Consider the following 20,881-nt stretch of genomic DNA (forward strand, 5'->3'; position numbering starts at 1 on the left):
TGATAGGAGGTATAAAATGGAAGGGATATTACCTTTATTTAAACCTGCAGGCTTAACATCTCATGATTGTGTCTTTAGGTTACGAAAAATATTAAAAACCAAAAAAGTTGGACATACGGGTACCTTAGATCCAGACGTCACAGGAGTTCTTCCTATTTGTATTGGAAAAGCAACTAAAGTTGCCGAATACATAACGGAAGCTGGTAAAGCATACGAAGGTGAAGTAGCCCTTGGGTATTCCACAACCACAGAAGATGCTTCAGGTGAAACCGTTGAACAAAAGCCAGTAACCAGGATTATTCAGAGAGAAGAAATACTCAATGTTTTTCAGTCATTAACTGGTGAAATTGAACAAACACCACCAATGTTTTCAGCAGTAAAAGTTGGCGGGGTCCGTTTGTATGAATATGCGCGGAAGGGGATTGAGGTTGAACGGCCAACTAGGAAGGTAACGATTTATTCCATAGAGTTATTAGATGATCGATCTGAATTTACTGGTGATACCATAAAATTTAAGTTTAAAGTTAGTTGTAGTAAAGGAACCTATATTCGAACCTTAGCGGTAATGATTGGTGAAATGCTTGGCTTCCCAGCACATATGTCTTACTTACAAAGAGTTCAATCGGCAACCTATTCATTAGAGGATTGTTTGACGTTCGAAGAGATTGAAAAACATATGGAAGCAGGGACCATTTCGAGTGTATTAAGGCCTTTAGAAACAGCACTTTCTCATTTGCCGAAACTGCAAATTAATGATAAAGTAGCAGAGAAAGTGAAAAATGGGGCATTATTACAAATACCTGAACACTTAAAAACCAGTAACGGACCGATAATCGCTGAAACTGCTGATGGCCTGGCTCTTGCTATCTATTCAAAGCATCCTAATAAGCCTGACCTCTTAAAACCAGTTAAAGTGTTACGAAATGATTTAGATTAAAAAGGTACGGTATAGAAAAGGTGAGTTTCTTTTGGAAGTAATTAGGCTTAGATTTCCATTTAATGTTGCAAGTAATGAATATCCACCCCTGGCAATGGCATTGGGTTACTTCGACGGTGTTCACCGAGGCCATCAACAGGTAGTTCTTGAGGCTAAAAAACAAGCAGAAGAAAAAGGAATTTGCAGTGCGGTCATGACATTTGACCCCCATCCGTCTGTGGTATTAGGAAAAACTAATAAGCAGATTCAATATATTAGCCCATTAGCAGATAAAATCAAAAGTATCGAAGAATTAGGGATTGATTATTTATTTATAATCCATTTTAGCGTGGAATTTGCTAATTTGCTGCCACAGGAATTTATTGACCAATATGTGATTGGATTGAATGTAAAGCATGTGGTGGCTGGTTTTGATTTTACCTATGGGCGAATGGGAAAGGGAACAATGGAGACCTTACCATTTCATTCTAGAGATAAATTTTCTTATTCTGTTGTACCAAAGTTTACAGAAGGTGACGAAAAGGTCAGTTCAACTAGAATTCGTCTTCTGATTAAGGACGGTAGAACCAACGAACTTTATTCACTTTTAGGCCGATATTATACAACATCAGGCATCGTTATTCATGGTGATAAACGGGGCAGGACGATTGGCTTTCCAACCGCGAACGTCGATTTAAAAGACGAGTATATTATTCCACCAGTCGGTGTGTATGCAGTAAGAATGAAAGTACATTCACAATGGTATAATGGAGTATGCAATATAGGCTATAAACCTACATTTAACAAGGAATCCATCCTTCCTTCCGTTGAAGTACACATATTTGACTTTAATGAGGACATCTATGGTGAAGAAGTGACCATTGAATGGCGTCTCCACTTACGAAATGAACAAAAATTTTCAGGAATTGAAGAGCTTGTCGCACAAATTGAACGAGATAAGCAAAATTCACTCAAGTATTTTAGAAATTTAGACAATCTTCCTAATTCTAGTCTTTAAAAGGTGTTTTTCCTCAATAAACTTCGTTATAGCCTTGCTTTTTGGTGTAAAAAGTTGTATTCTTATTAACGTATTAAAAATAACCTCTACTTGGCAAGACGAATCACCAACGCTTGCTCGGTACCAGGGGATTTGTAAAATTTAGGAGGTGAATCCGGATGGCAATCACTCAAGAACGTAAAAATGAACTTATCAATGAGTTTAAAACTCATGAAAGCGACACTGGATCTGCAGAAGTTCAAATCGCTGTCCTTACAGAATCAATCAACAATTTGAATGAGCACTTACGTACTCATAAGAAAGATCACCACTCACGTCGCGGTCTTTTGAAAATGGTTGGTAAACGTCGTAATCTTTTAACATTCCTACGTAACAAAGATGTTCAACGTTACCGTGTGTTAATTAATAAGCTTGGCCTACGTCGTTAGTTTACAGAAGCGGGATTATTCCCGCTTTTTTATTAGGTTTAAAAAGTAGACAGCTCACTAAAGAATTTTTTATACATATTTTTAAGTCAGGACTTTTTGTGCATACTATTAAGGTGATTTGTATTGATATCATAAGCTTTTCTAGGCTTTTTAATATTAGTTTGATTTAGAATGATGAGTACAGCGAAATAGAAATTTTCGCATCATCCTCCTAAGTGATTTAGATAGAGAGGGGTAAAAAAATGGAACAATTGAAACGAGAGTATTCCATGGTCTGGGCAGGTCGTAAATTAACTGTCGAAATTGGACAATTAGCTAAACAAGCAAACGGTGCAGTCCTAGTTCGCTATGGGGATACAGCAGTATTAAGTACAGCAACTGCTTCAAAGGAACCTAAAAATTTAGACTTTTTTCCATTAACAGTAAACTATGAAGAACGCTTGTATGCTGTTGGGAAAATCCCTGGCGGCTTTATTAAACGTGAGGGTCGTCCAAGCGAAAAAGCAATCTTAGCAAGCAGACTGATTGACAGACCAATTCGACCGCTTTTTGCTGATGGTTTCCGTAATGATGTTCAAGTGATTAGTATTGTCATGAGTGTGGATCAGGATTGTTCGACAGAAATGGCCGCAATGTTTGGTTCTTCGTTAGCACTAAGTACATCGGATATCCCATTTGAGGGACCAATTGCTGGTGTTGTTGTTGGGCGGGTTAACAATGAATTTGTTATTAATCCAACTGTTGAACAAGCTGAAAAAAGTGATATTCACTTAACTGTTGCTGGTACGAAAGATGCAATCAACATGGTAGAAGCAGGAGCTTTAGAGGTTCCTGAGGAAACTATGCTTGAAGCCATTATGTTTGGTCATGATGAAATTAAGCGTCTGATTGAATTCCAAGAAAAAATCGTCGCTGAAATTGGCAAGCCAAAAAGAGAAATATCTCTTTATGAAATTGATAAAGACCTCGAGGCAGAAGTTAGGGGAATGTGTGAGGCTGATATGGTAAGTGCCATTCAGGTTCAAGAGAAGCATGCCCGTGAAGACGCCATTAAAGAGGTGAAAAATCGAGTTATTGCTAAATATGAAGAACAAGAAGCAACAGATGAAGATTTGAAACAAGTTAAGCAAATATTGGACAAGATTGTTAAGGGTGAAGTCCGCCGTTTAATTACTGTTGAGAAGGTTCGACCAGATGGCCGAAAAATTGATGAAATCCGTCCGCTTTCTTCACAAATTAGTATTTTACCTCGTACGCACGGTTCAGGTCTTTTCACACGCGGGCAAACACAAGCCCTAAGCATTTGTACTCTTGGTGCAATGGGTGATGTCCAAATTCTTGATGGTCTTGGCATTGAAGAAGAGAAACGTTTTATGCACCATTATAACTTCCCTTCGTTCAGTGTGGGCGAAACAGGTCCAATTCGTGGTCCAGGTCGTCGTGAAATTGGTCATGGTGCACTTGGAGAACGTGCTCTTGAACCAATTGTTCCGTCTGAAAAGGATTTCCCGTACACGATTCGCCTTGTATCTGAAGTGCTTGAATCCAATGGTTCGACTTCACAGGCTAGTATTTGTGCTAGTACCTTAGCGATGATGGATGCAGGTGTACCGATCAAAGCTCCTGTAGCCGGAATTGCAATGGGGCTTGTAAAATCAGGCGAGCACTATACCGTGTTATCCGATATCCAAGGAATGGAAGATCATCTTGGAGATATGGACTTTAAAGTAGCCGGTACAGCTAAAGGGGTAACTGCACTTCAAATGGATATTAAAATTGAAGGTCTTTCCCGTGAAATTTTAGAAGAAGCCCTTCTACAGGCAAAAGTTGGCAGAATGCATATATTGGATTCAATGTTAGCTACGATTTCTGAACCAAGAACAGAGCTTTCACAGTTTGCGCCGAAAATCTTAACAATGACAATCAACCCAGATAAAATTCGTGATGTTATTGGACCTAGCGGAAAACAAATCAATAAGATTATTGAAGAAACTGGTGTCAAGATTGATATTGAGCAGGATGGTACTGTATTTATTGCCTCAACTAATCAAGAAATGAACCAAAAAGCAAAGAAAATCATTGAAGATATTGTTCGTGAAGTACAAGTAGGCGAAATGTACCTTGGTAAGGTAAAACGAATTGAAAAATTTGGAGCCTTTGTCGAAATCTTTGCTGGAAAAGATGGACTCGTTCATATTTCTGAACTTGCCGAAGAACGTGTTGGCAAAGTGGAAGACGTTGTAAAAATCGGGGACGAACTTTTAGTCAAAGTAACTGAAATTGATAAACAGGGTCGTGTAAATCTTTCCCGAAAAGCAGTCTTAAAAGAACAGCGTGAAAAAGCTGAAGAAAACAAATAATTAGAATCTAAATAGAAAGTCAGGGTACCTACCCTGGCTTTTTCCATATGTAAAGATGTTCCTTAATCTTTTAACTTTAGAACAAGTTGTATTGGTGAACCCACAGTTCTACCTTGTCCCTTTTATACATAATCTGTATGGAAAGGGGGAAAGTTAGATGAAAAAGATTTCTATCATAATTGTTATTTGTTTAGCAGGATGGATCGCAGTAAGTAATCCATTTGTGAACAAATACTTAACTCTTACAAAAGAATCATCTCTGCCAGCAGCAAAACAGTCAGACCCTCTTTATCAAAGCATTATCAAAAATGCCCCTACATATGAAATACCGCCAAAAGATGCGACGATTGATAGGGTCTGGAAAGCTATTCCTGGCTATAATGGGCGAAAGGTTGATATTGCTGCATCATATAAAAATATGAAAAACAAAGGCGTCTTTAATGAGAAGAAACTTGTTTTTACTGAGACAAAGCCCAAAGTTCACCTTAAGGATTTACCGCCATCCCCTATTTACAAAGGTCACCCTGATAAACCAATGGTCTCATTTATTATTAATGTGGCGTGGGGAAATGAATATTTATCACAAATGCTTGCAACCCTTAAAAGACATAATATAACTGTTAGTTTTTTTCTGGAAGGGAATTGGGTGAAAAAAAATCCGGATCTTGCCAAAATGATTGTCAGTTCAGGTCATGAAGTCGGCAATCATTCCTATTCTCATCCAGATATGAAGCAATTAACAGCAGCAAGAGCCAGAGATCAAATCGTGAAAACGAATGAAATTATCGAAGCAGCTACAGGTGAAAAATGTATTTGGTTTGCTCCGCCAAGTGGCAGTTATCGTGATGAAACGGTAAGAGTGGCCGATGAATTAAATATGATGACGGTTATGTGGACGGTTGATACGGTTGACTGGAGAAAACCAACCCCCGATGCGCTCATAACCCGTGTTATGTCAAAAATTGATAATGGTGCGATGGTACTTATGCATCCAACAGAATCTACGGCGAAATCACTTGATCGTTTAATAACGCAAATTAAGCAAAAAAACTTAAAAATTGGTACAGTTTCGGAGTTAATGAGCGAAGAAAGAGTAGAGCAATAATAATCGGGAAAGAAATCCTGAAAATTGGAGAAAATATACTATTATAAGTATAATGATAGTTGGAGAAGCGTTTGTTTATCCCGCTTTGAATGGGAAGAAAGACCCCCACTGATTGTAGTTTCACTGTATAGACTGGAGGAAGTCGATGATTAATAAATACACATGCCAAAATGGAGTAAGAATTGTGTTAGAAAATATTCATACCGTTCGTTCGGTAGCAATAGGTGTTTGGATAGGTACTGGCTCTAGAGATGAGAATCCGCAAAACAATGGTATCTCCCATTTTCTTGAGCATATGTTCTTTAAAGGCACCACAACTAGGTCGGCGAAGGAAATTGCCGAATCTTTTGATAGCATTGGCGGACAAGTGAATGCGTTTACGTCTAAGGAATATACATGCTATTATGCTAAAGTCCTTGATACACATTCCCAATTTGCATTAGATGTGCTTGCGGATATGTTCTTTAACTCAACATTTGTTGAAGAGGAATTAAACAAAGAGAGAAATGTAGTTTTAGAAGAAATAAAAATGTATGAAGATACTCCAGATGATATCGTTCATGATTTATTAAGCAGAGCTGTTTTTGGTGACCATCCACTTGGATATCCCATCCTAGGCACGGAAGAAATCTTAAATACGTTTACTGGAGAAACATTAAAAGAATATATCCATGAAAGATATACGCCAGAAAATGTAGTTATTTCAATTGCTGGTAATGTTTCTGATGCGTTTATTAAAGAGGTTGAAAAATATTTTGGATCCTATACAGGTGCTAATAATCAGCCTGTTGAAAATATTCCTACCTTTCATTCGAATCAAATATCGCGGAAAAAAGACACAGAACAAGCTCATTTATGTATAGGTTTTGAAGGATTAAAGGTGGGGCACGAAGACATCTACAGCTTAATTACTTTAAATAATATATTAGGCGGAAGTATGAGTTCAAGATTGTTCCAGGAGGTTAGAGAGCAAAGGGGCTTAGCCTACTCTGTTTTCTCTTACCATTCTGCCTACCAAGATAGTGGGATTGTGACAGTTTATGGTGGAACAGGTGCGAAACAACTGAATGTATTATTTGAAACCATCCAAGAAACACTTAATACATTGAAGCGAGATGGGATTACGGAAAGGGAATTAACGAATAGTAAAGAACAGCTTAAAGGCAGCTTGATGTTAAGTCTCGAAAGCACAAATAGCCGGATGAGCCGTAATGGTAAAAATGAACTTTTACTAAAAAGACATCGTTCGCTTGATGAAATAATTGATCAAATTGATATGGTTACCAAGAACAGTGTCGATGAAATGGCTAGAAATATCTTTACTGATAAATATTCCATTACTTTAATCAGCCCAGACGGAGAATTTCCCAATAAACTTGCATAAAATTAAGAGGTATTCCATTTCCAATGGATACCTCTTTTTATATAGTGGAAACTCCATCTTCTAAGTCCTTCTAGCTTTTCTTAGTCTAAATATGGACTTCCTCTTATAAACTTATAGTAAGGGGAAAGGAAGGGGGGCTTTTGCACGTGAGATTGAGTGAATTAAGTGGTAAAGAAATTGTGGATGTAAAAAAGGCTGAACGACTTGGAGTACTCGGGCAAACAGATTTAGAAATTAATGAGGGAACAGGCCAAATTCAAGCATTGCTCATTCCTTCTATAAAATGGTTTGGATTTCGAAAACAAGGGGAAGAAATTAGAGTTCCTTGGCAGCATATTAAAAAAATAGGCTCTGATATGATCATTATCGATGTTCCTGATGAAGATTAGGAACCACAAATGTTGACCCAAGCGAGTTTTATCTTGCTTGGGCTTTTTTTTATTTAGTACGAATGGAAAACTCACCGAATGGAGAGAACCGACATAAGATGGTGGAGTGATATAAAGAAAAGGAATCTCTTAGTAGGATTTTTAAAAAAAGAAGGTGAATGTTTTCATGCTGACAGGGATGCAGATTGCCGTGATTGGCGGGGATGCCAGACAGCTGGAAATCATCCGCAAGTTAACCGAATTAGATGCGAAATTATCGCTTATTGGTTTCGAACAGCTTGACCATGCCTTTACGGGTGCGGTCAAGGAAAAATTGGATGAAGTCGATTTTTCAAATATGGATACTCTTATCCTGCCAGTGCCTGGTACAAATTTAGAAGGACAGGTAGAAACAATCTTTTCGAATGAAAAGGTTATTTTGACAGCGGATTTGCTTGCAAAGACACCAGAACATTGTACGATTTATTCCGGAATTAGTAACTCCTATTTAAATGGGATTACTAAGGAAACCAAACGGACTCTTATTCAGTTATTTGAAAGGGATGATGTGGCCATCTATAATTCCATTCCGACTGTAGAAGGGACAATTATGATGGCGATCCAACACACTGATTTTACTATACATGGGTCAAATATTACTGTTCTTGGCTTAGGGAGAGTGGGGATGAGTGTGGCAAGGACCTTTGCTGCACTAGGAGCAAAAGTAAAAGTAGGAGCAAGAAAAAGTGAGCATCTAGCTAGGATTACTGAGATGGGATTAACTCCATTCCATTTAAATAACCTGGTAAATGAAGTGAAAAACACCGATATATTAATTAACACAGCACCACATTTAATCGTAACAGCGATGGTTATATCAAAAATGCCTTCACATACGCTCATTATTGACTTGGCTTCAAAGCCAGGTGGCACCGATTTTCGTTATGCCGAAAAAAGAGGGGTAAAAGCTTTGCTCGCACCAGGGCTTCCGGGAATTGTTGCACCGAAAACGGCTGGTCAAATTCTGGCCAATGTCCTTGCCCAACTGCTTCAAGAGGATTTAAGAAAGCGAAAGGGGAAAGTGAAATGAGTTTAAAAGGTAAAAGAATTGGCTTTGGCTTAACCGGCTCTCATTGTACGTACGATGCAGTATTCCCAGAAATAGAAAAGTTAGTTCAAGCCGGTGCAGAGGTAATGCCAGTCGTAACTTTTACAGTTAAAAATACAGATACTCGTTTTGGTAAAGGAGAAGATTGGATCCAAAGAATTGAAGATTTAACAGGAAACAAGGTCATAGACTCGATCGTTAAAGCGGAGCCGCTCGGACCGAAGATTCCTTTGGATTGTATGGTTATTGCTCCATTAACAGGGGTATCGATGAGTAAATTTGCCAATGCCATGAATGATAGTCCTGTATTAATGGCTGCAAAAGCAACACTGCGCAACTTAAAACCAGTGGTGCTGGGTATTTCAACAAATGATGCACTCGGTTTAAATGGAGTAAATTTAATGAGATTAATGGCTACGAAGAATATCTACTTCATTCCATATGGCCAAGATGACCCCGTTAAAAAGCCAAATTCGATGGTTGCAAGAATGACATTGCTCACAGAAACAGTTGAAGCAGCAATCGAAGGGATCCAAATTCAGCCTGTTTTAGTTGAGAGGTATAAAGATTCTGACTAATAATTCCTTCATTCATCAAAATAGGTTATTTCTTTAAAGGAATATGTTAAAATAAATTATTCTATCATCAGTGGGAAGCTTATTACCCACTGATGAGATAAAAAAATTATTATTAACATGCTGGATGCTAAATAAGGGCCATTTCCTTTTAAAGTATGATGACCAGTTATGTACACGATGAGTATGGAAGGGGAAAATAGTAATGAGTCAACAAAATGGATTTCACGTTGCCGTTGTCGGAGCAACAGGAGCAGTAGGACAACAAATGCTACAAACATTAATAAAAGAGAACTTCCCAATCAGAAAACTTACCCTATTATCTTCAGCTCGATCAGCTGGGAAAAAAGTGGATGTGAATGGTCAGGAATACATCATTGAAGAAGCTAAGCCTGAGAGCTTTGAAGGCGTTGAGATTGCCCTATTTAGCGCTGGTGGCAGTGTATCAAAGGAACTTGGTCCAGAAGCAGTTAAACGTGGTGCTATCGTGGTGGACAACACTAGTGCTTTTAGAATGGATGAGAATACACCTTTAGTTGTTCCAGAAGTGAACGAAGCGGACCTTCACGAACATAATGGGATCATTGCTAACCCTAATTGTTCTACTATTCAAATGGTTGTTGCTCTTGAGCCAATCCGTCAACAATTCGGGTTGAAAAAAGTTATTGTCTCAACTTATCAAGCTGTTTCCGGTTCAGGTGCCGCAGCTGTTGAAGAATTGATGCAACAAACTCAGTCAATATTAAACGGCGAAGCATATGAACCAAAAATTTTGCCAGTGAAATCAGATAAAAATCACTATCAAATTGCTTTTAATGCAATCCCGCAAATTGATAAATTTCAAGATAATGGTTATACATTTGAAGAGATGAAAATGATTAATGAAACCAAAAAAATCATGCATTTACCAGAGCTACAGGTATCAGCTACTTGCGTTCGACTTCCAGTAGCAGTTGGCCACTCCGAATCAGTTTATTTTGAAATTGATGCGGATGATGTAAGCGCAAATGACATTAAGGCATTATTAAAGGATGCGCCAGGGGTTATTTTACAGGACGATCCAGAAAATCAACTATATCCAATGCCAGCAAATTGCGTTGGAAAAAATGATGTATTTGTCGGACGAATTAGAAGAGACATCGATGAACCTCGTGGTTTTCATATGTGGGTTGTTTCAGATAATCTGCTCAAAGGAGCAGCTTGGAACTCTGTACAAATCGCAGAAAGCTTAGTGAAATTAGGTATTGTAAAATAAAGTTACATCAAAAAAAGGTAGGTTTTGGTGTCACCATGAAAATTATTGTTCAAAAATTTGGCGGTACTTCTGTCAAAGATGAAGAAAGCAGAAAATATGCACAAGGCCATATCGAGAATGCATTAGCTGATGGCTATAAAGTGGTAGTAGTTGTCTCCGCGATGGGAAGAAAAGGTGACCCTTATGCTACAGATTCACTACTTTCTTTAATCGGTGGGAATTTAAGCAAAATTTCAAAACGGGAACATGATTTATTATTGTCCTGTGGTGAAGTTATTTCGAGTGTCGTGTTTGTAAATATGTTACTAGAAAGCGGAATTAATGCTGTTTCATTAACTGGATCACAAGCAGGCTTCCGTACAAACAATGATCATACAAATGCAAAAATCATCGAAATGCAGTGTGATCGATTGCTTAGTGAGTTAGAGAAAAATGATGTTGTTGTGGTTGCAGGCTTCCAAGGGGCCGCAAAAAATGGCGATGTTACGACCATTGGCCGTGGCGGGAGTGATACTTCAGCAGCTGCCTTAGGAGCTGCCCTTAATGCGGAATATATTGATATTTTTACTGATGTGGAAGGTATTATGACTGCTGATCCACGGATCGCTGAAAATGCCCGACCGCTATCGGTTGTAACCTACACAGAAGTATGTAATTTGGCTTATCAAGGGGCAAAGGTTATTCACCCAAGGGCAGTTGAAATCGCGATGCAGGCAAAAGTGCCAATCCGGATTCGCTCCACCTATTCAGATAATTTAGGAACGTTGGTAACTTCTTTAAATAAACATAATCGTGGCAGTGATATCAAGGAACGAGTTGTTACCGGTATCGCCCACGTTTCAAATGTTACACAAATTAAAGTCTTTGCCAAAAAGGATCAATATTACTTGCAGGCTGAAGTATTTAAGGCAATGGCCAATGAAGGAATCAGTGTAGATTTTATCAATATTTCTCCTAACGGGGTAATCTACACAGTAACAGAGGAAATGACGGATCGGGCTATTCAGGTTCTAAATGAATTAGGTCATGATCCTGATGTCGAGCGTCATTGTGCTAAGGTTTCTGTTGTTGGTGCAGGAATTGCCGGTGTTCCTGGCGTTACCTCCAAAATCGTAACAGCCTTATCGGATTATGGGATTCGTATCTTACAATCTGCAGATAGTCATACGACGATTTGGGTACTTGTAAAGCAGGATGATTTAATTAAATCCGTCAATGCCCTTCACGATGCCTTTCAGTTAGAAGATGAATCAGTAGAATTTAATCTTACTGATTTATAAAAGTTATCTTCAAATTAATAGTAAATCCTTACGATGAATGTGGATTTAATTATGCTTGATGGTATTGAGAGGAGTAGAAATATGGTTCATTTCGGGCGAGTATCGACGGCAATGGTGACTCCCTTTGATAAAAAAGGACATATTGACTTTGCTAAGACCACGCAATTAGTGAATTTTTTGATTGAAAATGGAACAGAGTCCCTTGTGGTTGCTGGAACCACTGGCGAATCACCAACTTTGACTAAGGAAGAAAAACTGGCATTATTTGATCATGTTGTTAAAGTGGTAAATAAGCGGATTCCTGTAATAGCTGGAACTGGAAGCAATAATACGTATGCATCCGTTGAATTGACAAAAAAGGCTGAGCAACTTGGCGTGAATGCTATTATGGTTGTCGCTCCTTATTATAATAAGCCCAATCAAGAAGGTCTGTATCAGCATTTTAAGGCCGTTGCAGAAGCAACTTCCTTACCGGTTATGGTTTACAATATACCCGGCCGTTCGTCGGTTAATATCCATCCTGATACGATTATTCGACTTTCAAAGATAGCCAATATTGTTGCTGTTAAGGAAGCAAGCGGTGACCTAAATGCAATGACCCGCATCATTGCCAATACCGATGATGATTTTGTTTTATATAGTGGAGATGATAGTCTGACCATTCCTGTTCTTTCCATTGGTGGGGCAGGAGTTGTTTCCGTTGCTTCCCATGTGATTGGAAATCAGCTGCAGGAGATGGTTCAAGCATTTTTTAGCGGGGAGAATGATAAGGCTGCAAAATTGCACCAGTCTCTCCTCCCTGTTATGCAAGGGTTATTTGCTGCTCCAAGTCCTGCTCCTGTTAAAACAGCCTTACAATTATCAGGATTAGATGTGGGGTCAGTGAGGCTTCCTCTCGTTGGGCTAACAGAACAAGAACGAACAACGTTAATTACTTTATTAAAGGCTATTTTCGCATAGATTGTTGTTTTTCGTATAAGTTCATCAACCAGTATACCTATATGCTTCGTGGCATCTTTTCGTAATAGCCTTTGCGAAAATTGCCTAGAAACATAGTAAATGACACTAATAAAGCTCCGAAAGCAACAAAGTTTACAAAAAGAGCCTTATTAAAACGGTTAAAATAAATAGCTAAAGCCAACCGAAAGATCTACTCGGTTGGCTTTTTATTATTCCATTTTTTATTATTCCTTTTAATATTGGAAAGGTTTTCTAAAATCAAGTATAATAATCATAACTGATTTGGATCGGAAATAAGAAAAGCGGAAGCGCCCGGTTTAGCGGAGCTAGAGCTAGACATTTTTCGGAGTTCAATTATAAATTTGGTACAGCATAGGAGGATTTACAAATTGATAAAAAAAATTAATAACTCCATTAAGATAATCACACTTGGTGGTGTGGGAGAAATCGGAAAAAACATGTATCTTGTTGAGGTGGACAAGGACATTTTTATCATTGATGCCGGCTTAATGTTCCCCGAGGAAGAAATGCTTGGCATAGATATCGTGATTCCAGATATTACATATTTAAAAGAAAATAAGGAACGGGTAAAAGCTATTTTCTTAACTCATGGTCATGAAGATCATATTGGAGCATTGTCGTATGTGCTCCGTCAAATTGATGTACCTGTTTATGGAACTAAGCTAACATTAGCCCTTGCCAATGCCAAACTAAAAGAACAAGATTTTTTTGGTCAGCCCAATTTTATTGAAGTGCAATCTGATACGGTAGTTAACCTCGATGCAGTGGATGTAAGCTTCTTTAAAACCAATCATAGTATTCCTGATTCTGTTGGGATCTGTATCCATACCTCTGAAGGTATCATCGTTTATACAGGTGATTTTAAATTTGATCAGGCTGCTACAAAGCTTTATAAACCAGAAATAGGAAAGATGGCATCAATCGGGGAACAAGGAGTTTTATGTTTGTTGTCTGATAGTACAGAAGCTGAAAAACCTGGTTATACAGCATCAGAAGCAATTGTGGAGCGAGAAATGTCAAATGCCTTCTATAATGCGCCAGGTAGGATTATTGCTGCTTGTTTCGCCTCAGATATAAATAGAATCCAGCATATCTTTAATGCTGCTAAAGAGAACGGACGTAAAGTTGCAGTCGTAGGAAAAAGCCTCGAGAGAATTTATCATATTGCCCTTGATTTAGGTTATTTAGAAGTGGCAGAGGATTTAATTATACCTACCAATGAGTTAAAAGATTATCAAGACCGAGAAATTGTCGTATTAATGACTGGAAGTCAGGGCGAACCAATTGAGGCTCTGCAGAAGATGGCGAAGCAAATGGATAAAGTGGTTAATATCCAAAAAGGCGATACAGTATTAATTGCCGCTTCACCACTTAGGGGCAGTGAAGTATTTTTATTCAAGACAATTGATATGCTTTTTAGAGCAGGTGCTAATGTTATTTCAGGTAAAAGAACCATCCATGTATCGAGTCACGGCAGCCAAGAAGAATTAAAATTCATGATTAACTTAATGAAACCAAAATATTTGGTCCCTGTACACGGGGAATACCGAATGCTTAAAGCCCATCGAAAAGTAGCTTTGGAATGTGGACTTATTGATGAACAAATTATTATCCCCGACCGTGGTGATATTCTTGAATGGAAGGAAGGCAGACTTGCCATTTCAGGAAAAGTTCCTTCTGGAAATATCCTTATCGATGGAATTGGTGTAGGGGATGTGGGAAATATTGTCCTTCGCGATCGAAGACTTTTATCACAGGATGGAATTCTTATTGTCGTTGTAACATTAAAAAAACAAGACAAGAGTATAGTAGCTGGTCCTGAAATTATATCTAGAGGATTTGTTTATGTTCGCGAATCAGAAAAATTGATGGAGGAGTCAACAAAACTAGTCCGTGACATTGTAGATAGAAATATTGCGAAGGAATCATTTGAGTGGTCAAGTTTAAAGCAAGAAATTAGAGAAGAATTAAATCGAAATTTATATGAAAAGACAAAAAGAAGACCAATGATTCTCCCAATCATTATGGAAATCTAGAATTCAAGACGTAGAGCACTGGTAACCCAGTGCTTTTTATTTTAAGCATGAAATTACCTTTTAAGCCTAATACTAACTTATATCATGCTTGAAGGGAGTATTAGGATGAATAACGATTTACAACAAAATAAAAGTGAAAATCAAGAAGGCGGGGAACCTCAAAAAGAGGATAAACCTTCTTCTGCACTAATAGAAAAAATTCAACAACTTGGACAAACAAATGTACCACAGCTATCGACTGATTCTAAAATCCATTGCTTGACGATAATTGGTCAAATTGAAGGACATTTAGCTCTACCACCACAAAACAAAACAACAAAATATGAGCATATCATTCCACAACTCGTTGCAATCGAACAAAATCCCAAAATAGAGGGAGTTCTAATCATTTTAAACACAGTTGGCGGTGATGTTGAGGCGGGTCTAGCTATATCGGAAATGCTTGCGACAATTTCAAAGCCGACTGTTTCAATTGTGTTGGGAGGAGGGCATTCCATTGGAGTCCCGATTGCTGTTTCCTGTAATTATTCCTTTATTGCGGAAACTGCGACGATGACGATCCACCCAATTAGGTTAACAGGACTTGTAATTGGTGTGCCGCAAACCTTCGAATACATGGATAAAATGCAAGATCGGGTAATCAATTTTGTCACGAAGCATTCTAAAATTACTGAAGAAACATTTAAAGATTTAATGTTTGCGAAAGGTAACTTAACCAGAGACATTGGAACAAATGTTATTGGTGTTGATGCAGTAAAAACAGGTTTGATAGATGAAGTAGGCGGACTTGGACAGGCAATGAAAAAGTTAAATGAATTGATTGAACTTCATAAAGACAAAGAAGAAGGGTTGATCCAATGATTCTATATACAATGATGCCGCCTGAATTAATTTTCCCTTATCAAACTGAATCACCGAGCAATCAACAAATGGTAAGTTATCAAGGAATACCACTTTTAGTAGAGTTGATAGACGGACAAAATGTTCAAGTTATTCGATGCCTCAGCACAGATCCTCAGCATTATTTAGATAACCAAATATGCCCAGGTGCAAAAATTTCTTTCGCAAACCTAGAAGGATTGTCCGCAATGTAATAGAAGAATATGGTATAATCAGGGGAAGATACAAGAGCAGCCAGTTAGGCTGCTTTCTTCCTTTTTACCCTTTATTCAAGGATGTAATATATTAAGGAATAATATACCATAATGGAACAGCAAGGTGATTAGATGGCTAAGAAAAAGAGAAGACAACCTAAAAAGAGAGATAACCATTTGAAAAAGACCGTTCAATATGAATTATCTGCACTGGCTATTTTAGCGGTAGCAATTATATCGATTGCAAAACTCGGTGCAGTAGGAAAAGCAACTGTTATCTTTTTCCGTTTTTGGATGGGAGAATGGTATATGCTCAGTTTAATTGGGCTAGTTGTATTAAGCGTTTATTTAATGTGGAAACGTAGTATTCCTTTTTTCTTTCATATCAAATTAGTAGGAGTGTACTTTATTACTTCCGCTATACTACTTCTAAGTCATGTAACCCTTTTTCATTTGTTAACCAATGAAGGAAAATTTAAAGACCCTAGTGTGATTAGCAATACATGGGAATTGTTTATGATGGAATTAAGAGGTGAAACAAGCACCATCGATTTAGGCGGAGGAATGGTTGGTGCAGTGTTATTTGCTCTCTTCCATTATCTATTTGCCGAGACAGGTACGAAAATTATTGCATTTATTTTCATCCTTATTGGCATTATTCTATTAACTGGCAAATCGTTTGGAGATTTCATCGCTAAAATTATGATGGTCTTTGTTGATTTTTCAAAAAATCAGTGGGATGCATTTAAAACGGATATGACCGAATGGAAACAAAAACAACAAGAGAAAAAAGCAGAAAGAACTACGCAACGTAGACAAGCACAGGAAAATCACGAACAAAACGATCGGTCTGGCTCAACTGCAGCACCTCAGTCTCTTCAGGCGGAAATAAGAACACCAGAACCAATTATTTCAAGTTTTGCTGATAGGGCCTATGTAGAAGAAGATGAGAAGAATAAAAATCAACCGGAAGAAACAAAAGAACGAAAAGGAACGAAGGAAGAAAATGACGATCCAATCCCACCAATCACCTTTACAGAAGTCGAAAATATTGACTATGAGTTACCACCGCTCCGATTGTTAAATCTTCCGAAGAAAGCAGATCAAAGTGGAGAATATCAACAAATTCATGCGAATGCAGCAAAGCTTGAGAGAACCTTCCAAAGCTTTGGTGTCAAAGCGAGAGTAACCCAAGTACATTTAGGACCAGCTGTAACAAAATATGAAGTTCACCCAGATGTCGGTGTAAAAGTAAGTAAAATTGTTAGTCTTAGTGATGACTTAGCATTAGCACTAGCTGCTAAGGGTATTCGGATTGAGGCTCCAATCCCAGGTAAATCGGCGATAGGGATTGAAGTTCCCAATTCTGAGGTGGCGATGGTCTCACTTCGTGAGGTACTAGAAGCTACCCAAAATGACAAACCCGACTCCAAGCTATTAATCGGTTTAGGTAGGGACATTACTGGTGAGGCCGTTTTAGCTGAATTAAATAAAATGCCTCATTTACTTGTTGCCGGTGCAACAGGAAGCGGGAAAAGTGTCTGTATTAATGGGATTATCACAAGTATATTAATGCGGGCTAAACCACATGAAGTGAAATTAATGATGATTGACCCGAAAATGGTTGAATTAAATGTTTATAATGGAATTCCGCACTTGCTGGCACCAGTGGTAACAAATCCCAAAAAAGCCTCACAAGCGTTGCAAAAAGTAGTAAGTGAAATGGAAAGGCGTTACGATTTATTCTCTCATACGGGAACGCGTAATATTGAGGGCTATAATGATCATGTCAAAAAGCATAATTTAGAAGAGAATGATAAACAGCCGTTACTTCCATTCATTGTCGTAATCGTTGACGAGTTAGCTGACTTAATGATGGTTGCCTCATCAGATGTAGAAGATTCGATTACTCGCCTTGCCCAAATGGCGCGTGCGGCCGGAATTCATTTAATCATTGCTACACAACGGCCATCTGTTGATGTAATTACTGGGGTAATTAAAGCAAATATACCATCCAGAATAGCCTTTGCGGTATCAAGTGCTACTGATTCTAGGACGATTTTAGATATGGGTGGTGCAGAAAAACTGTTAGGAAGAGGCGATATGTTATTCCTGCCAGTTGGTGAATCCAAACCAGTGCGTGTTCAAGGTGCTTTCCTCTCAGATCAAGAGGTTGAGGATACGGTAGAATTTGTTATTTCACAACAAAAAGCGCAGTACCAAGAGGAAATGATTCCTGATGATATTCCAGAAGTAACAGGTGCCGTCGATGATGATATTTATAATGAGGCCGTTGACTTAATCATTGAAATGCAAACAGCATCTGTTTCCATGTTACAAAGACGTTTTCGAATTGGGTATACAAGAGCAGCGAGGTTAATTGATGAAATGGAGGCACGGGGTATCGTTGGTCCCTATGAGGGAAGTAAACCACGAGCTGTTTTACAGTCAAAACCAATAGACAAAGAAGAACAAAGTTCATAGTTATCTTAACTTAAGGCTATTTTCGCATAGATTGATGTTTTTCGTACAAGTCCATCAACACGTATAACATTATGCTTCGTGGCATATTTTCGTAAGAACATTTGCGAAAATTTCCCAGAAACTTAGTAATTGACCCTTAATAAGCTCCAAAAGCAACAAAGTTTACGAAAAGAGCCTAACTTAAAAAAGTTGCATGATTAATTGTGACTAAGAATAGCCTATATTATGTGCGAATAAATCCTCATAATATAGGCTATTTTTATGAGCAGATGGACCTTTTTTCGGAAAATATCAAATAGGTAAAATTCCTCTTATATAATTGTGACATAAGCTGCCACCATTTATCGACAAATTTTTGAATAGCTATTTATTTATCCAGAAAAAAGTGTTAATATAAATTTCGATTAGTAGAAATGATATCAGATGTCTGATGTCTAAGGAAAAGGCTGGAGGAATACAGCATGTCTATAAAATCAGATAACCGGCATTTATACTTACAGGTGATCGATCGCTTAAAGCAAGATATCGCAACTGGGGTATATAAAGAAAAAGAAAAATTACCATCAGAGTTTGATCTTGCTAAACAGCTTGGTGTGAGCAGGGCAACCCTTCGAGAAGCATTGCGGATACTCGAAGAAGAGAATGTTATCATTAGGCGCCACGGTGTGGGTACATTTGTTAACGTACAGCCTTTGTTTACTTCAGGGATTGAACAACTTAATAGTGTAACTGCTATGATCACACAAGCTGGGATGACACCAGGAACGATTTTCCTTAGTTCATCAACACAAAGTCCTACCGAAGAGGATATTCGTCGTTTCTCTTGTTCTACAAGTGAGGAAATTTTCGTGATGGAGAGGGTAAGAACCGCAAATGGGGAACCCGTCGTCTACTGTGTCGACAAGGTACCAGAACGAATTCTGCCAGAAACATTTTCCCATGCAGAAGAATCTATCTTTCATATTTTGGAAGAAGAATCAAACCGAAGAATTACATACGCGGTTGCTCAAATCGAGCCATTAGGCTATCATGAAAAAATTTCCCCAATTCTAGAATGTGAACCAGAAACTGCTTTGTTGGTTTTAAAACAAATGCATTTCGATGAAATGGATGAACCTATCCTATTTTCGGTAAACTATTTTAAAGCGGACAAGTTTAGTTTTCATGTTTTAAGGAAAAGAATTTAATTTTTTGTCCAAATTGAAAACGCAATCAGTCTTGCTACAAAAACATTTTTACTAAATCAAACCATATTCATAGGGGGTCAAGACCATGAAAAAGCGTAAAATAGGAACGGCTTTATCACTAGTTCTAGCTGCTGGTACACTTTTAGGAGCATGTGGAAAAAGTGATGACACAACCAAAGATACAAATAAGGGTGGAGAAAAGAAAAATGATTTCTCTGTAGCAATGGTTACTGATGTTGGTGGTGTTGATGACAAATCATTTAACCAATCGGCTTGGGAAGGTCTTCAAAAATTCGGTAAAGACAACGGTTTATCAAAAGGTAAAGGCGGATACGATTACCTTCAATCAAAATCTGATGCTGACTATTCTACAAACTTAAATACACTTGCCCGTCAAGACTTTGATTTAGTTTACGGAATTGGTTTCTTAATGCAGGCTGCTGTAGAAGAAATTGCGAAACAACAAAAAGATTCTCAATTTGCGATCATCGATGCTGAAGTTAAACAGCCAAACGTTGCAAGCGTTCTTTTTAAAGAGCAAGAAGCTGCTTTCCTTGCTGGTGTAGCAGCAGCTCTTCAAACAAAATCTAACCATATCGGATTCATCGGTGGGATGGAAATTCCTGTTATTGAACGTTTTGAAGCTGGTTTCTTAGCTGGTGTTAAGGCTGCAAAACCAGAAGTTAAAGTGGATGTTCAATATTCAGGTGCATTTGATAAAGCGGAACTAGGTCAAAACATTGCTTCTAAAATGTATTCTTCTGGTGCAGACGTAATCTTCCATGCTGCGGGTGGTACTGGTAACGGTCTATTCAAAGAAGCAACTGACAGAAAAGCAAAAGATCCAAGTAAAGAGATTTGGGCAATTGGTGTAGACCGTGACCAAAATGACATGGGTCCAGATGTTGTTCTTACATCAGCACTTAAGCGTGTTGACGTAGCAGTGCAAGATTTATCTAAAAAAGCAATGGACGGCAATTTCCCTGGTGGCGAGGTTGCATTATACGGTTTAGCTGAAGATGGAGTTGGTTTAGCTCCAATCAATAGCAAAGCTAGCAATAAAGATGCAATTGAAGCTGCTGTAAAAGAGTGGATTGAAAAGATTAAGTCTGGTGCTGTAAAAGTTCCAGGAACTCGTGATGAATTAAAGAACTTTAGTGCAAAATAATTTTTGTGAGGAATAAGCGGGATCTATTAGCTGCTCGCTTATTCCATTCTAATGAATTTTAACTGAAGCGTAGAATATGCATTCTACTTTTCATTTAGGATTACAGTGGGGAGGAATTCCCTGTTTTTTTTAAA

At 38.1% G+C, this 20,881-nt stretch carries 18 protein-coding genes; all 18 read left to right on the top strand.

Annotated features, from left to right (window positions below):
- Nucleotides 1-16: 16 nt before the first annotated feature.
- Nucleotides 17-937, top strand: coding sequence for a tRNA pseudouridine(55) synthase TruB (gene truB, locus ACJ004_RS02715; RefSeq protein ID WP_410890994.1), 921 nt, complete (start codon nt 17-19; stop codon nt 935-937).
- Nucleotides 938-968: 31 nt separating this feature from the next.
- Nucleotides 969-1,934 (top strand): bifunctional riboflavin kinase/FAD synthetase, encoded by a 966-nt coding sequence (ribF, locus tag ACJ004_RS02720; RefSeq protein WP_410890995.1) that lies wholly within the window; start codon nt 969-971, stop codon nt 1,932-1,934.
- Between the two features lie 158 nt (nt 1,935-2,092).
- Nucleotides 2,093-2,362: a 30S ribosomal protein S15 gene (rpsO, locus tag ACJ004_RS02725; protein WP_026566475.1), complete on the top strand. Its 270-nt coding sequence runs from the start codon at nt 2,093-2,095 to the stop codon at nt 2,360-2,362.
- Between the two features lie 242 nt (nt 2,363-2,604).
- Nucleotides 2,605-4,722 carry a polyribonucleotide nucleotidyltransferase gene (gene pnp, locus ACJ004_RS02730; protein WP_410890996.1) on the top strand — a complete coding sequence of 706 codons (2,118 nt, stop codon included), beginning with the start codon at nt 2,605-2,607 and terminating at the stop codon, nt 4,720-4,722.
- Between the two features lie 157 nt (nt 4,723-4,879).
- Nucleotides 4,880-5,827 carry a polysaccharide deacetylase family protein gene (locus ACJ004_RS02735; RefSeq protein WP_410890997.1) on the top strand — a complete coding sequence of 316 codons (948 nt, stop codon included), beginning with the start codon at nt 4,880-4,882 and terminating at the stop codon, nt 5,825-5,827.
- A 145-nt stretch (nt 5,828-5,972) separates the two neighbouring features.
- A complete protein-coding gene (locus tag ACJ004_RS02740) occupies nt 5,973-7,211 on the top strand; it encodes a M16 family metallopeptidase (RefSeq protein ID WP_410890998.1) in 1,239 nt (412 codons plus the stop codon).
- Nucleotides 7,212-7,357: 146 nt separating this feature from the next.
- Nucleotides 7,358-7,600 (top strand): YlmC/YmxH family sporulation protein, encoded by a 243-nt coding sequence (locus tag ACJ004_RS02745; protein ID WP_088086400.1) that lies wholly within the window; start codon nt 7,358-7,360, stop codon nt 7,598-7,600.
- A 166-nt stretch (nt 7,601-7,766) separates the two neighbouring features.
- Nucleotides 7,767-8,669: a dipicolinic acid synthetase subunit A gene (gene dpaA / locus ACJ004_RS02750; RefSeq protein WP_410891266.1), complete on the top strand. Its 903-nt coding sequence runs from the start codon at nt 7,767-7,769 to the stop codon at nt 8,667-8,669.
- Nucleotides 8,666-9,265, top strand: a complete 600-nt coding sequence (gene dpaB / locus ACJ004_RS02755; RefSeq protein WP_410890999.1) for a dipicolinate synthase subunit B — start codon at nt 8,666-8,668, stop codon at nt 9,263-9,265. Before dpaA ends, dpaB begins: the two co-directional genes overlap by 4 nt.
- Nucleotides 9,266-9,467: 202 nt before the next feature.
- Nucleotides 9,468-10,517: an aspartate-semialdehyde dehydrogenase gene (gene asd / locus ACJ004_RS02760; RefSeq protein ID WP_410891000.1), complete on the top strand. Its 1,050-nt coding sequence runs from the start codon at nt 9,468-9,470 to the stop codon at nt 10,515-10,517.
- 35 nt (nt 10,518-10,552) lie between these two features.
- On the top strand, nt 10,553-11,797 hold the full coding sequence (dapG, locus tag ACJ004_RS02765; RefSeq protein ID WP_410891001.1) for an aspartate kinase: 1,245 nt from the start codon (nt 10,553-10,555) through the stop codon (nt 11,795-11,797).
- 81 nt (nt 11,798-11,878) lie between these two features.
- On the top strand, nt 11,879-12,757 hold the full coding sequence (gene dapA, locus ACJ004_RS02770; RefSeq protein ID WP_410891267.1) for a 4-hydroxy-tetrahydrodipicolinate synthase: 879 nt from the start codon (nt 11,879-11,881) through the stop codon (nt 12,755-12,757).
- A gap of 389 nt (nt 12,758-13,146) precedes the next feature.
- A complete protein-coding gene (locus ACJ004_RS02775) occupies nt 13,147-14,814 on the top strand; it encodes a ribonuclease J (RefSeq protein WP_410891002.1) in 1,668 nt (555 codons plus the stop codon).
- Between the two features lie 105 nt (nt 14,815-14,919).
- Nucleotides 14,920-15,675 (top strand): ClpP family protease, encoded by a 756-nt coding sequence (locus ACJ004_RS02780; RefSeq protein ID WP_410891003.1) that lies wholly within the window; start codon nt 14,920-14,922, stop codon nt 15,673-15,675.
- Nucleotides 15,672-15,908: a YlzJ-like family protein gene (locus ACJ004_RS02785; protein ID WP_410891004.1), complete on the top strand. Its 237-nt coding sequence runs from the start codon at nt 15,672-15,674 to the stop codon at nt 15,906-15,908. Before ACJ004_RS02780 ends, ACJ004_RS02785 begins: the two co-directional genes overlap by 4 nt.
- A gap of 132 nt (nt 15,909-16,040) precedes the next feature.
- Nucleotides 16,041-18,392, top strand: a complete 2,352-nt coding sequence (locus ACJ004_RS02790; RefSeq protein ID WP_410891005.1) for a DNA translocase FtsK — start codon at nt 16,041-16,043, stop codon at nt 18,390-18,392.
- Nucleotides 18,393-18,853: 461 nt separating this feature from the next.
- Nucleotides 18,854-19,579, top strand: coding sequence for a GntR family transcriptional regulator (locus tag ACJ004_RS02795; RefSeq protein ID WP_410891006.1), 726 nt, complete (start codon nt 18,854-18,856; stop codon nt 19,577-19,579).
- A gap of 85 nt (nt 19,580-19,664) precedes the next feature.
- Nucleotides 19,665-20,747 (top strand): BMP family lipoprotein, encoded by a 1,083-nt coding sequence (locus tag ACJ004_RS02800; protein WP_410891007.1) that lies wholly within the window; start codon nt 19,665-19,667, stop codon nt 20,745-20,747.
- Nucleotides 20,748-20,881 lie beyond the last annotated feature (134 nt).

It is taken from the genome of Neobacillus sp. 204, from assembly GCF_046562815.1.
GTDB lineage: Bacteria > Bacillota > Bacilli > Bacillales > Cytobacillaceae > Neobacillus.

Coding starts and splice junctions, on each gene's coding strand:
- ACJ004_RS02785 (WP_410891004.1), top strand. CDS start 15,672: ATGATTCTATATACAATGATGCCGCCTGAATTAATTTTCCCTTATCAA.
- ACJ004_RS02740 (WP_410890998.1), top strand. CDS start 5,973: ATGATTAATAAATACACATGCCAAAATGGAGTAAGAATTGTGTTAGAA.
- pnp (WP_410890996.1), top strand. CDS start 2,605: ATGGAACAATTGAAACGAGAGTATTCCATGGTCTGGGCAGGTCGTAAA.
- truB (WP_410890994.1), top strand. CDS start 17: ATGGAAGGGATATTACCTTTATTTAAACCTGCAGGCTTAACATCTCAT.
- ACJ004_RS02795 (WP_410891006.1), top strand. CDS start 18,854: ATGTCTATAAAATCAGATAACCGGCATTTATACTTACAGGTGATCGAT.
- dpaB (WP_410890999.1), top strand. CDS start 8,666: ATGAGTTTAAAAGGTAAAAGAATTGGCTTTGGCTTAACCGGCTCTCAT.
- ACJ004_RS02735 (WP_410890997.1), top strand. CDS start 4,880: ATGAAAAAGATTTCTATCATAATTGTTATTTGTTTAGCAGGATGGATC.
- ACJ004_RS02780 (WP_410891003.1), top strand. CDS start 14,920: ATGAATAACGATTTACAACAAAATAAAAGTGAAAATCAAGAAGGCGGG.
- ACJ004_RS02790 (WP_410891005.1), top strand. CDS start 16,041: ATGGCTAAGAAAAAGAGAAGACAACCTAAAAAGAGAGATAACCATTTG.
- dpaA (WP_410891266.1), top strand. CDS start 7,767: ATGCTGACAGGGATGCAGATTGCCGTGATTGGCGGGGATGCCAGACAG.
- dapA (WP_410891267.1), top strand. CDS start 11,879: ATGGTTCATTTCGGGCGAGTATCGACGGCAATGGTGACTCCCTTTGAT.
- asd (WP_410891000.1), top strand. CDS start 9,468: ATGAGTCAACAAAATGGATTTCACGTTGCCGTTGTCGGAGCAACAGGA.
- rpsO (WP_026566475.1), top strand. CDS start 2,093: ATGGCAATCACTCAAGAACGTAAAAATGAACTTATCAATGAGTTTAAA.
- dapG (WP_410891001.1), top strand. CDS start 10,553: ATGAAAATTATTGTTCAAAAATTTGGCGGTACTTCTGTCAAAGATGAA.
- ACJ004_RS02800 (WP_410891007.1), top strand. CDS start 19,665: ATGAAAAAGCGTAAAATAGGAACGGCTTTATCACTAGTTCTAGCTGCT.